This is a genomic window from Streptomyces sp. NPDC056987, from assembly GCF_042673865.1.
Taxonomy (GTDB): Bacteria; Actinomycetota; Actinomycetes; order Streptomycetales; family Streptomycetaceae; genus Streptomyces.
Genome location: NZ_JBHURV010000055.1, coordinates 29,386 through 41,709, shown reverse-complemented (window position 1 = coordinate 41,709; position 12,324 = coordinate 29,386). Strand labels below are relative to the sequence as shown.

13 protein-coding genes are annotated in these 12,324 nt (G+C 69.4%); 7 read left to right on the top strand and 6 right to left on the bottom strand.

The genetic code is table 11. The features are described from left to right. Positions 1-170: 170 nt before the first annotated feature. Both ACFTZC_RS38550 and ACFTZC_RS38545 read left to right on the top strand, forming a co-directional pair. Entirely contained in the window at positions 171-1,046 is an 876-nt protein-coding gene (locus ACFTZC_RS38550; protein ID WP_382898342.1) for a helix-turn-helix domain-containing protein, read from the top strand. Then, the gene (locus ACFTZC_RS38545; RefSeq protein WP_382898340.1) at positions 1,043-1,273 is read left to right on the top strand and encodes a DUF397 domain-containing protein; all 231 of its coding nucleotides are present in this window, start codon (positions 1,043-1,045) and stop codon (positions 1,271-1,273) included. The genes ACFTZC_RS38550 and ACFTZC_RS38545 overlap by 4 nt, the downstream gene beginning before the upstream one ends. Positions 1,274-1,369: 96 nt before the next feature. Here the strand turns inward: ACFTZC_RS38545 and ACFTZC_RS38540 are convergent, their stop codons facing one another. The 5 genes from ACFTZC_RS38540 to ACFTZC_RS38520 form a co-directional block, all read right to left on the bottom strand. Continuing rightward, positions 1,370-2,257: a hypothetical protein gene (locus ACFTZC_RS38540; RefSeq protein WP_382898338.1), complete on the bottom strand. Its 888-nt coding sequence runs from the start codon at positions 2,255-2,257 to the stop codon at positions 1,370-1,372. 254 nt (positions 2,258-2,511) lie between these two features. After that, positions 2,512-3,432, bottom strand: a complete 921-nt coding sequence (locus ACFTZC_RS38535; RefSeq protein WP_382898337.1) for a hypothetical protein — start codon at positions 3,430-3,432, stop codon at positions 2,512-2,514. Beyond that, positions 3,429-4,058, bottom strand: a complete 630-nt coding sequence (locus tag ACFTZC_RS38530; protein WP_382898335.1) for a plasmid partition protein — start codon at positions 4,056-4,058, stop codon at positions 3,429-3,431. Before ACFTZC_RS38530 ends, ACFTZC_RS38535 begins: the two co-directional genes overlap by 4 nt. 25 nt (positions 4,059-4,083) lie before the next feature. After that, the gene (locus ACFTZC_RS38525) at positions 4,084-4,710 is read right to left on the bottom strand and encodes a hypothetical protein (RefSeq protein ID WP_382898333.1); all 627 of its coding nucleotides are present in this window, start codon (positions 4,708-4,710) and stop codon (positions 4,084-4,086) included. 73 nt (positions 4,711-4,783) lie between these two features. After that, positions 4,784-6,067 (bottom strand): transcriptional regulator, encoded by a 1,284-nt coding sequence (locus ACFTZC_RS38520; protein ID WP_382898332.1) that lies wholly within the window; start codon positions 6,065-6,067, stop codon positions 4,784-4,786. A gap of 345 nt (positions 6,068-6,412) precedes the next feature. On the opposite strand from ACFTZC_RS38520, the gene dapF reads away from it, so the two are divergent. From dapF to ACFTZC_RS38495, 5 genes are all read left to right on the top strand, one after another. Continuing rightward, positions 6,413-7,216 (top strand): diaminopimelate epimerase, encoded by an 804-nt coding sequence (gene dapF, locus ACFTZC_RS38515; protein WP_382898330.1) that lies wholly within the window; start codon positions 6,413-6,415, stop codon positions 7,214-7,216. Positions 7,217-7,221: 5 nt separating this feature from the next. Continuing rightward, positions 7,222-8,289 (top strand): ATP-grasp domain-containing protein, encoded by a 1,068-nt coding sequence (locus ACFTZC_RS38510; RefSeq protein WP_382898328.1) that lies wholly within the window; start codon positions 7,222-7,224, stop codon positions 8,287-8,289. Positions 8,290-8,312: 23 nt separating this feature from the next. Then, positions 8,313-8,858 carry a hypothetical protein gene (locus ACFTZC_RS38505; protein WP_382898326.1) on the top strand — a complete coding sequence of 182 codons (546 nt, stop codon included), beginning with the start codon at positions 8,313-8,315 and terminating at the stop codon, positions 8,856-8,858. Between the two features lie 100 nt (positions 8,859-8,958). Next, positions 8,959-10,344, top strand: a complete 1,386-nt coding sequence (gene murF, locus ACFTZC_RS38500) for a UDP-N-acetylmuramoyl-tripeptide--D-alanyl-D-alanine ligase (protein WP_382898324.1) — start codon at positions 8,959-8,961, stop codon at positions 10,342-10,344. 8 nt (positions 10,345-10,352) lie between these two features. Beyond that, the gene (locus tag ACFTZC_RS38495; RefSeq protein ID WP_382898322.1) at positions 10,353-11,216 is read left to right on the top strand and encodes a phosphotransferase; all 864 of its coding nucleotides are present in this window, start codon (positions 10,353-10,355) and stop codon (positions 11,214-11,216) included. Positions 11,217-11,535: 319 nt separating this feature from the next. Here ACFTZC_RS38495 and ACFTZC_RS38490 read toward each other — a convergent pair whose 3' ends face one another. Then, positions 11,536-12,303, bottom strand: a complete 768-nt coding sequence (locus tag ACFTZC_RS38490; RefSeq protein ID WP_382898320.1) for an NERD domain-containing protein — start codon at positions 12,301-12,303, stop codon at positions 11,536-11,538. Between the last annotated feature and the right edge of the window lie 21 nt (positions 12,304-12,324).

Sequence of the window (12,324 nt, the reverse complement as noted above, 5' to 3'; positions counted from 1 at the left end):
GCAAGTGCGCGGACAGACGCGCATGTATTGCGCGGCACTTTTGGCAGATGCGGACGGAATATTCAGCCGAGGAGACCTCTATGTGTGCACGCTGTCCGGCTGGTACGGCAAACTGTTCTCACGCAAGTGCGCAGCCCACTGCGCACCGCAGACGACGGAAGGGGGGCCGCGTGTCCACTCCTGAGCCTGTACGTCCGACTGTGGGCCGGCGTCAGCTCGGCGCTGAACTGAATCGGCTCCGAACAGCAAAGGGCATCAAGCTGAAGGACGTTGCGGAGTACCTCGGTACCTCGCCCACTCGGGCCGGACGGCTGGAGAGCGGCAGAGGCCGCGTCATGCCGAAGGCCGAGGAGATCCGCAAGCTCTGCGCGCTGTACGACGTCACCGATGAGCGTCAGATCCAGAGGCTCATCGAGATGCTGCCCGCCCCCAAGCAGCCGGGATGGTGGGACCCGTACAGGGAGCTGTTGCCCTCCGGCCTGGAGGTCTTTCTGGAACTGGAAACGAACGCTCTGGACGAGCGTGCATGGGAGCCAGTGCTGGTTCACGGTCTTCTTCAGACGCCTGAGTACGCGCGCGCCGTCATCGAGACGGGGCCGACCAATCGGCAGACGGACGTAGAGGACTTGGTGGAGGCTCGCACAAAGCGCCGGGAGCTGCTCACCTCCGCCCGGGTTGGCAGAGACCCTTTGGCGCTCTGGGTGATCCTGGACGAGGCAGTGATCCGCAGACCGATCGGCGGCCCCACTGTGATGAGAGGGCAGCTCGAACACCTCATTGTGATGGCTGCTCTGCCGTCTGTGACGCTGCAGATCGTCCCGCAGGCAAAAGGTGCCCACCCCGGCCTCGGAGGTGCCTTCAGCCTCCTTGAGTTCGAGGACGAACCTCCGATCGCCTACGTGGATTGCCCTGCGGGGAATCTGTACCTGGAGAAGAAGACCGAGGTCAGGCGGTTCACGACGACGTTTGACCTGTTGAGGGCCGTGGCACACGACCCCCTCGAATCTGCGGCGATACTGCATAGCGCCGCAAAGGAGATGAAATGACCAATATTGATCCTCAGGTCCGTTACTACTCTGACCTCAACTGGTATAAGTCCACGGCGAGTTCCGCCACGGGCGGGTGCCTGGAGGTTGCCCACCTGCCTGACGGCCGTGTCGCTCTCCGGGACAACGAGGATCTATCCAATCCTCCCTTTGTTGTGTCCCGCCACGTCTGGGAGTGCTTCCTCGACGGCGCGGTGGCAGGGGAGTTCGCTCCCCGCACTATCTGAAATCTCTACAAGGGCCGGACCCATTTCGATCAGTTCGATGGGTCCGGCCCTCTGTGCGCACAGGCGAACTCGTTTCTCGCCGGTCGGCGAGAAACGTCAGGCATCCGCTCTGCCCAGTCGTTCGCGGATCGCGCGGCGCTCGGCCTCTTCGCGAGTGAGTGCCTGTCGGTGAACTTCGGAGTCGCGGTGGGCAGCAATGGCCTCGCGCACAATCGTTGCCAGGATGTCGGGCGGCAGTGCCTCGGCCTGAGTGGTGGCGGTGCCCGAGAACGAGCGGCGATCCGTCGCCTTCGGTGGAGCGGTCGGCAGGTTGTAGGCGGTGATCTGTTCGGGCGTGACCGCGACCCGCTCAAACTCGACCTCGGCGCCCGCGTCCTCAGCGAACGCGATCACGTCCTCGGCCAGTGAGCTGAACATGTGCACGCCGCTCTGGTCGTAGTCACCCAGGTGCAGAATCCGGGTTTTGCATCCTCCGGAGATCGCCCGACGGGCTGCGTCGTGCTTGCCGGCCAGACCGTCGAATCCGCCGCCGGAGAAGCAGGCGATGCCGAACTCATCGCCGATGCGAACCAATTGCGGGACCATGCCAGCCGTTTCGGACCACAGCTCCAGCCGTACGGGCTGGCCGGCTTGGCGGTCGACCCGGTAGTCATCGACAGATGCGGCAACGGCCGCCCAGAAGTCTTCGGGGCCGGTGAAGGAGGGCGGGGCGTCCACGGCGATCTGGGTGTCGTCGCGGATCACGTCCCAGGGAATCCTGCCGGAGCGGCGGGCCATGCCGACGTACTCGCACATCCGCTTGTAGTCGCGCTCCGACTTCTCCAGCACGCCGTTGCTCAAGAGCACGTAGAAGAGCTGGCGGAGGGAGACGGGCAGGTGGTCCCGGTAGCGATCGAGGATCGCGTCGACGGCGTCCAGTACCCGGAGGGTCTCCCGTTTGGGCCGCCAGCGTGGTTGCGGTCCGCGGGGGCGCTTGTTCGGCATCACGGCCTCCTGCTTCCAGAGTCCGCCGTGGCGTCCTTAGACTCAAGCGGCTGCTGACCTGCGATTTCCCCGTCGACGGTCCGCGATACGTGGTCACTGGAGTCTGGGCGCACCGGTACGCGTCGGGGAGCCGGTGCGCCCAGACACATGAATATCGACTTGTTCGCCCGTTGCCGGTAGGAGTCGGTGTGTCTGACGCTTATCGCCGACCGGCGATAAACGTGTCCGCCCAGAGCCCGGCAGGGAGTGGTGACTCAGGCCGGGGAGGATCGGTTGATGCGGTTGGTGACCTCGATCGCCAGCTCTTTTGCGTCGGCCAGGAGCCTGGTGGTCTCGTCCGGCGCCTCGTCCAGCGCCTGCTTGACCTTTGCCGGGGCGAGCGCGCGGTGCGCCTCTTTGAGGCGAGTGACCGCATGCCGAAGGCCAACCAGTGTGGAGGAGTCCCTGTTGTTCCCATGGCTGTCCGTGGTGTTCTGCCCGGACTGGGCCGCGAGGTTGTGGGCCCGGGTCGTCAGTTCTTCCGGGGTCAGTTCCTCCTCTGCTTTGCGGGGGAGTTGCTGGACGATTCCCGTCAGTGTTTTGACTGGCACCTTCTTGCCGGTGGCGTCTTGGATGGTCTCGATCACTGCGACCGATACTTCCGCGCCGTAGTCCTGGGTGACGGGATTCAGTGCGCTTGCGGCCTTCTTGCTGATCGAGGGGGTGTCCGCACGTGCAGACATTTCGTTCGAATTTTCTTCGAACGCTTTGTCTGCACGTGCGGACACCAGCTCCCCGACCACGTACGCGGTCATTTCCTCGTACGCCGTCGCACGGGACTTGCCCAAGGTGTCCTTGACCCACGCTTCGAAGGTCGGGTGGGTCTTGCGGTAGAGGTGCCTGGAGTTCATGTTGGCCATCGACTTGCCCAGGACCCACCACGCGGTCTTGAACTCCTGGACCCCCCGCATGCAGAGGTTGTAGAGGTCCTCTTCTTCGGCCGACAGGGGGCCGCTCGCGTCCACGTCCTCCGGCTCGGGCAGATCAGCCAGGCGCAGGGCTGGCCGCGGTCGGCCCTGCGCGATGACCGCCTGCTCGGGAACCGCGGGGATGTGGGGCGGACTGTGATCGGGAGTCTCGCCTTCTTCGAAGAGGTCGTCGTCATCGAGGTCGGCGATGCTGTTGCGGCGGCTCACGGGAGGAGGCCCCTGTCCTTCATTTCGGTAACCAGCTGGTCCAGGTGCGTTCCTGCCCCTTTCACGGGAAAGGGCATCGCCTGCGAGTACTGCTGGAGGAAGGGGACGGTGGTGGTGAACACGTTCCACTTCCTCTTGGCGAACCACTTTCGGGCGTCGGGGACGGCGCTGGCGTTCGTCTGGGTCGGTACGCGGTTCAGCAGCACCCAGGTCTCGGGCGGCTTGGAGTCCATCCGCAGCGGGGCGACGTCGTCAATGACCTTGCGCATGGGCAGATCTCGGATGCGGTGGAGGTCACCGGTCGAGGGCGAGCTGTTGACGATCGCGATGTCCGCGCAGCGCAGCACGGACGAGGTGACGTCCAGATGGTCCTCGGCGTGGCCGCAGTCGATCATGCCGTAGTGCCCGTCGGGAACCATCGCCGGCATCTTTGTGTGGAAGAGCGGCGTTGCCGCGCCGAGCACCGTGAACGGGAAGTTCGCCTTCTCGTCCCACTTCTGGAACTGGCGGGAGTGGTCGGCGTCGAAGCCGACCATCGGATAGCCGCGCTCATGCATGGCATGCGCCAGGAACGCCGCGTTGGTGGTCTTGCCCTGGGTCCTGGGACTGACGTGAGCGATAAACATGTCGCGAGCGTACCGAGACGTCCGGTCATTCAGTCCACAGAAGGTACAGCCCGATGGGTACGGGGTCCGGCTTCACTCCGGCGATCAGCCATCGGTAGTAGTCGTGGGCGGAGGTGACGTTGAGGACGATGTCGTGCTGGCTGTTCTCGTACGGCTCGCTGATCGCGCGCAGGTCCCAGGAGAAGCCCAGAGGGGTGACCTGGATGATGCGGCGGCCGTGGAGGTGGGCCACGGTCCGGGCCGGTACGGGAGTTCGTGCCCCGGGCTGCTCGGGCCGGGGGGTGAGGCGCCGCAGGAGTGCGTTGGCGTCGCCGGCGAGTACAGGCGGGTCCCCCACGGTCAGCATGTGGTCGAGGCGGTGTTCGACGTAGACGTGCTCTATGGGTACACGCCTGGGGGTCACGGTGCTACGGCTGATCTGGGTGCGCCAGTAGTCGAGTTCAGGGACAAGGTTGGCCCACGTCCCCTCGGAGTCCCGATGAGCGTCACCGAGGACCCGCAGATCGTGCAGGAGGCCGATGCCGGGAGCGGCGGCCATGGCTCGGGCACCGTGCAGGTCGGGCACGTGGGCGGCGGGCATAGGGATGGCCGGCGGGGGGATCGAGCGGTACCACTCCCCGCCATCGATCTCCATCTGCGGCAGTTCGTCCATGGACGCAGTATCCCGTGTGAGGTAGTGAAGCGGTGCCGAATCGAGCGGGCCAGCGGCGCCGTATGGCGTGCGGTCAGGCGGCGAGCACTGTGTGTGCGCGGTCGATGAAGTCGCGTGCGGCTGGGGTGGTGCGGTGGGTGCTGAGGCGGGCGGCGAGATCGAGCAGGGGCGCGGTGGTGCGGTGTGAGCTGATGGTCTCGGTCAAGTCCAGCGCAGTGCCGGCCGTGGCGCAGGCGCGTTCCAGCTCGCCCTGGGCGTACTGCGCGTCGGCCATCCGGCACAGGTAGACGGCGTGGGTGCGGACGGTGGTGGGTCCGAACAGCTCGTCGGCCTCGGCGAACGTGGCTTCGGCGCGGTCGTGCTGGCCCATGGTGTGGTGGCTGGAGGCGCGGGCGCCGAGGATCTCCGCGTGGTCGAACCAGTACGACCATGGTGGCGCCTGGTCCTGTTGCTCGTCGGCGCGGGTGAGGAGGGTTTCCGCGTGGTCGAAATCGGTCCAGCACCGGGTGTCGCCGAGGTGGGCGCGGGCGCGGCCTCGTCGGCTGTGCATCATCGCTTCGACGCGGGGGTTGGTGCGGCCGCGGACGGCGGCGAGTGCGGCGGTGGCCATGTGCTCGGCGTCGTGGAGGCGGCCGGTGTTGTAGGCCGAGGAGGACCAGAACGACAGGATGTTGGCGCCGAGGGCGTCGTCCTGGGCGATGCGGGCCGCGCGCAGGGCGGTCATGTACGTGTCGTCGGCGCAGTCGCCGCGGGTGTCGAACAGGGCGGCGGCGCGCTGGCGGGCGAGGTCGGCGGCTGCCGCGTACAGGCGTGCGCCGTGGGCGTCGCTGTAGGTCCGTTCGCGGATGATGCCGTTGACCAGGGCCAGGGCGCTGGACGCCTCGGCGAGAACGGAGCCGCCGCCGTCTTCGTCGTCGGTCTCGCGGAGCATCTGGGCGCGGGCCTCGATCTTGGCCACCCCCGCCTCCTCGATGCGCCGGCCGGCGGTGAGCTGCCCGGCGGCGACCGGATCGGCCGTGAGCCAGTTCAGCAGGGCGGCGGTCAGGGTGCCGCCGGATACCAGTACGAGTTCTCGACGCGTGACGTCCATGGCACCCCTTGCGAGTTCGGTCAGGGACTGCGAGGCGCCGAGAAGCGTCCACGGCAAGGGAGTTGGCCGTTGGGCGGGGTCCTCGGACAGCCACTCAGGCCATGGTCGCTCATCGACCACGGTCGGCGGAATACCGAGCACGGAGGCGATGACGAGTTGGGTGGGGTGGTCCGGCTCGCGGTCGTGCTCCCAGTGACAGACGCCGTCGCGGCCGGTCTGGATCGGGTGGCCGAGTTCGCGGGCACGGGCGCGGAGGCGGCGGGCCATCTCGGGCTGAGTCCACCTGCGTGCCCTCCGGGCCCGGGTCAGGAGGTAGCCGCGGTGGCGGCTGCCGGCCGGGGGACGGCGTTTGTGGGCCATCGCACCTCCGCTGTGTGCATCTCCGAACACGTGCGGTCAGCGCACTGTAACGGCGGCGGCACGGAGGCGGTAGCCGCCGCGGTGTTGCTCCCTGTTGCTCGTGGTCGCAACGCGGAGCAACAGGGCGGGCGCTTCCGGCGCGGCTGAGGGTCCGTCAGCGTGGACATCCGGCCGCCGTTGCCCGCTCACCTCGTTGGACGTGGCTCCGGTGTGCCTTGATCTCCTCAACCGTCATGGAAGAGAGGCCCTGTCGTGGTGGAGTTTCTGAAAGTCCACGGAGCCGGGAACGACTTCTTACTGTTTGCCGATCCCGGGCCGTCCCGGGACTGGCGTGCGGAGGCGCCGCGGCTGTGCGCGCGGCGTACCGGCGTCGGTGCTGACGGCCTGGTCCTGAGCACGCTGGTGGACAAGGATCCGTCGCCCGTGCTGGAAGTGATCTGTATCAACGCGGACGGGTCGCTCGCGACCATGTGCGGCAACGCGCTGCGCTGCGTGGCCTGGGCGGCGGCCGGCGCGCACGGGTTCACCTCGATGAGTCTGGTGATGGCCGGTGTCCGTCATGAGGCGACCGTGCAGGACGGGCATGTGTGGGTCACCGCGGAGGCCGGGGAGGTGGCGCCGGGGCGGGTGGAAGCCCGCTGGCAGGATGTCCGGCTGCGCTTCGATGCCGTGCATACCGGCACCGAACACGTGGTCGCCCTGGTGGACGACGTGGACGCCGTGGACGTCGAGGGCCTCGGCGCCCTGGTGCGCCGTCACCCGGAGCTCGCGCCGGTCGGGACGAACGTGAACTTCGTCCACCCGGTGGACCCGCACGCGGTGCGTATCCGCACCTATGAGCGCGGGGTGGAGGCCGAGACGCTCTCGTGCGGCTCGGGGGCCGTGGCCGCCGCGGTGGTCGCCTCCCATCACGGGGTGGTCGCCCCGGGGCCGGTGACCGTGCACAACCGGGCCGGAACGCCGCTGACCGTCTCCCACAACCCGCAGCGGCCCGGATCGTACTGGGTCGGCGGCCCCGTCGCCCTGTCCTTCCGCGGAGAGCTGGAGTTACCGTGACCACGATGTTCATCGATGCCGGCGACCGGGAAGCGGTGGACCGGGAGATCACCGGCCTGCGCGAGTGGAGCCCCCTTGGCCTGGTGGTGGCCGTGGCGTACGGGGGGCTGTCGGCCGAGGACCGGCTGTACCTGGCCAAGAGCCCCGTGGATCAGCTGTCCGTGACCGCGCTGCGGGAGGCCCTGAGTGCTCTGGGCGCCGGGGTGCGGGTCCTCGACCCGACGGCGCCCGGGTTCGTGGCGCACCTGGCCGGGCCCGGGGTGGATGTGGTGCTGCCCAACCTGCACGGCCCGTTCGGGGAGGACGGCCGCCTGCAGGGGCTCCTGGACTACCTGCGGGTCCCGTACTGCGGCAGCGGGGTGCCGGCGTGCGCGGTGGCCGCCGACAAGATCCTGTGCAAGGAGTACATGCGCGGGCTGGGGGTGCCCACCCCGGACTGGCGGGAGTGGGCGGCGACGGATCAGATCCTCGACTGGCGCGGCCCGGTCATGGTCAAACCGCCGCTCGGCGGGTCCAGCGTCGGCATGAGCCTGGTGGACGATCCGGACGACGTCGCCCGAGCCCTCGCGGAGGCCGCGGAGACCGATCCGTCCCCGGCGCCCCGGGTCCTGGTGGAAGAGGTCATTGCCGGCACGCCGGTGACGGTCGGTCTGCTGGAGCTGCCCGGCGGGGTGCTCGTCTTCCCGCCGCTGGCGACCGAGGTCGCCGGCGGGCAGTGGTACGACGCGGAGATCAAACTCGACGCGGCCGGGGAGGGCATGGTGACGGTGTCCGCGGCCGACCTGCCCGCGACGACGGTCACGGCGCTGACCGCCCACGCGCGCACGCTGTGGGAGCGGCTGGGCTGCCGGGGCATGGCCCGGGTCGATTTCATGGTCGACGGCGACGGGCACGCCTTCGGGCTGGAGGTCAACCCGACCCCGGGCATGTCGGCGGTCAGCAACTTCGCCACGGGGGCCGAGCTGTGCGGGATCAGCCACGCCGACACCGTGCGGGCCGTCCTGCATGAGGCCATCACCCGGCGCACATACGATGTGCCTCTCAGCCCCGACCCGCTGCTCATCACCCGGTGAGTGAGCGTGAGGAGTCTGCCCGCATGCCGTCTCTGCACCCCGTGCCGATGTGCCGTCAGCTCATCACCGAAGACGAGTGGGAGCGCGACGGTGGTGCCGAACTCGGCGACCGGATCGAGTGGTCCAACCGGGCCTGCGGCATGGCCGGGGTGCGGATGATCCTCCTCGCCTACGGCAAGCCGGCGCCGACCGTCACCGAGCTGCTGAAGCTCGGCGTCGCCCACGGGGCGCTGACCGAACGGGGCTGGCTGCATGCCGGTCTTGCCGAGATCGCCGCACAGCTCGGCGTCCCGGGCCGCGCGGAACCCGTGCCCGCCGGTGACCTCCTCGACCGACTGACGGCCGCGCCGCTCATCGTCTCCGTCACGGAGAAGTTCCCCGACGACGGGCGCCGCGGCGGCCACCTCGTCATCGCCCACGGCTACACCGACCCCGCCGCCGGTCCGGGCGCGGACGTCTTCATCCGCGACCCATCCCGGTGGGGACAGGACCACAACCGCGTGCCTCTGTACCGCCTGGCCGCGTCCTACACCGGACGGGCCGTCACCTTCCCCGCCCTGCAACCGTGACCCCACCCCGCCACCGGCCGGGCCCAGGCGCCCGGCCGTACAGCACCCCCATGTCCACTCCCGTCCCATGCTCTGCACCCCGTCACCCTTGGAGATCCCGTTGATTCCTCTGACTTTGCAGGAGATCGCCGACGCGACCGGCGGCCGTCTGGCCGGCGCGCACCCGGACACGGTCGTGTCGGGGCCGCTGTCCTTCGACAGCCGCGCCGTCCACTCGGGCGGTCTGTTCGCCTGTCTGCCCGGCACCCGCACCGACGGCCACGCCTTCGCCGCGGGGGCCGTCGCGGACGGCGCCGTCGCCGTCCTGGCCTCCTCGCCCGTCACGGTGCCCGCCGTGATGGTCGCGGACGTGACCGCCGCGCTCGGCGACCTCGCCCGAGCGGTCGCCGACCGCTACACCGGCCTCACCCTGGCGCTCACCGGCTCGGCCGGGAAGACCAGCACGAAAGACCTGCTGCTGCACGTTCTCCAGCTCGACGGACCCACCGTCGCCAACGTGCGCTCGTTCAACAACGAAATCGGGTTCCCGACCACCATCCTGCGCACCGAGAAGTACACGCGGTACCTGGTCCTGGAGATGGGCGCCCGCGGGAAGGGGCACATCAGCTACCTGACCGGCATCGCCCGTCCCCGGGTCAGTGCGGTGCTGAACGTGGGCACCGCCCACCTGGGCGAGTTCGGCAGCCGCGAAGGCATCGCCGAGGCCAAAGCAGAGATCGTCACTGCGCTCCCGCCGGCCGCCGAGGGCGGCGTAGCGGTCCTCAACGGTGACGATCCGCTGGTGCGGGCCATGGCCGACAAGACGGCCGCCAAGGTGCTGCTCTTCGGCACCACACCGGACTGCGACGTCCGCGCCGCGGACGTCACCCTGAACAGCGCCGGACGGCTCTCCTTCACCCTGCACGCCCGAGGGCAGTCCGCGCAGGTGAGCCCCGACGTGTTCGGCGGCCACCACATCACCAACGCCCTGGCCGCCGCCGCGCTCGCCCTGGCCGCCGATGTGCCCTTCGAGACCGTGGCCCGGGGACTGAACGGCGCCCGGATCGTCTCCGGCGCCCGCATGGAGGTCACCGACCGGCCCGACGGGGTGACCATCGTCAACGACGCGTTCAACGCCAGCCCCGAAGCCACCAGGGCCGCACTGGACAGCCTCGCCCACCTCGCCGGCGACCGGCCCGTGGTCGCCGTCCTCGGCGAAATGATGGAACTCGGCGACCAGGCCGAGGAGATCCACCGCGAAATCGGCGCGCTCGCCGCAGCCCGCGGCGTCCGGCGCCTGATCACCGTGGGCGGCCCGAACACCGCCGCCATGGCCGCCGCCGCCCGCGAGGCGGGCGTGAGCACCGTGGAACACGTCACCGGCCGCGAAGACGTCCTCCCGCTCCTCGACGGCCCCCTGCCCCCCAAAGCGGTGATCCTCGTCAAAGGGGCGCACTCCCTCGCCCTGGACGAGATCGCCGCCACCCTCGCCACCGCCGGGAAGTGACGCGCACCATGCAGACCTCCGAAATCACCGCCCTCGCCCAACAGGCATGCCACCAGGCCCGGTTACCCGCCGACGGAATCGAACCGATCCGGTTACGCGACAACCTCATGCTGCGCACCGCCGGGGGGACCGTGATCCGCATCCACCCGCCCGGCACGTACGACGTGGCGGTCCGAGAGCTGCGGGTGGCGGACTGGCTGCGGTCGCACCGCATCCCCAGCGCCGAACCGCTCGTTCCCGATCCGGTCACGGTCGCCGGACGGCCGGTGACCTTCTGGGAAGACCTCGGGGACCAGGTGCCAGCCGAACCCGCACACACCGCCCGCGCGCTCCTGCGGCTGCACTCCACCCGCGTCCCCTCCCACCTCGCACTCCCCCGCTTCACCCTGCCCGACTACCCCAAGCGCATCCGCGAGGCACAGACCTCCCACAGCGCCCGCCACTGGCTCACCCGGCACGCCGCACAGCTCGTCACCCGCTGGGACGCGATGCCGTGGCCGGACGAGTGGTGCGTGATCCACGCCGACCCGAGTCCGCACAACACCATGCGGACCCCGGAGGGCACCTATCTGGTGGACCTGGAAGGCGTCGCGGTCGGGCCGCGGCAATGGGACCAGGCCACCATCGCGTTCCAGAGCGACACCCTGGCCGAACCGCCCTCCTACTGGGAGGAATTCCGCGACGCCTACGGCACCGACGTGACCGCCTGGGCCGGATACACCCTGATCAGGGACATACGCAGCCTGGGTCTCGCGCTGTTCGCGCTCCGCCACGCCGACACCAGCGACCATGCCCGCAGTCAGGCCGACTACCGGTTGGCGTGCCTGATGGGCCGCCACGGCGAACGCCCCTGGAAATGGGTAGCGCCGTAGCGCCACCCGGTAACGCCAGCGGCCCGCCACTCCGTCCAGAAGACCGAGAGGCGGGCCGCCGTACGCTCGTGAACGCCTGGGAGCCGGACGTGTCAGCCTTGGTCGGCGCGTCGGCTCTGGCCTTTTGTCTGGGTGGCGATGAGCCGGACGGCGCGGACGGCGTTTGGCTCGTGGACCGCGACGGCGCGCAGCGCGAATGCGCGTTCTCGGCGGTAGTGCTCGATGTGGTCATGCTCTGTGCTCTCCCTCGGGTGCGGGCTGACGGTCCATGACGATGACCGCCCCCGTCGGGACCGGAGGCGGTCATCATTAAGCGCCGTCAGCGCGTGGGCCTGCTGCGCAGGTAAGGGGGAAGAGCGCTCTCCGCGCGGGAAGCAAGGAGTAGGGCGCTCTCGGGCATCCGCTGGTGGGAGATGCGGCGGAGGATGTGGTGCAGCCGCGGAGCGGCTACGACGAGGACACCGTCAGGGGTGCGGAGGCCGGAGCGGGGGACCTGTGCGCCGTGGAGGGCGATGACGGGACAGACCGGTACGCAGAGTGCTTTCGATGCCTGGCCGGCTTCCCAGATGACGGTCGAGACCTCTTTGGCGAGTGAGCGCCGTCCGACGTAGAGGGTGCCTCGGTGGAGGCGTGCGTGGCCCCGGCTCCGTGTGTTCTTGCTGTCGATGTAGAGGGCGCCGAGGCCGTCGGGCAGCAGCGCGAGGGTGTCGAGGTTGGCACGGCTGCCCGGGATGGCACGGTCGTGCAGGAAGATCCATCCGGAGCGGGTCGCCGGGTGGAGGATCTTGGCCGTCTGGAGTTCGCCTTCGGCGCCCAGCCGCCAGTTCTGTACGTCGCGGCCGGGCTCGTAGAGACGGCGCGCGGTGTAGAGCGGGACGAGGAGCCCGAGCACGAGGGAGAGTCCGGCCGCTTCGGCGGGCAGCACGGTGTCGACGGTGGTGGTGAGGAGGTAGCCGCCGAGCGCGGCTGCCGGCAGCCGCCAGGCGGCGCGGCGGTGCTGAAGGGCGAGTTCGGCATGGCGCAGCTCGGCGGCGCGGCGGCGTGCGGACGCGCCCGCGTCCTGGATGCGGTGAGGGTAGGTGGTCACGGTGGTGTCCTCCGTGAGTCG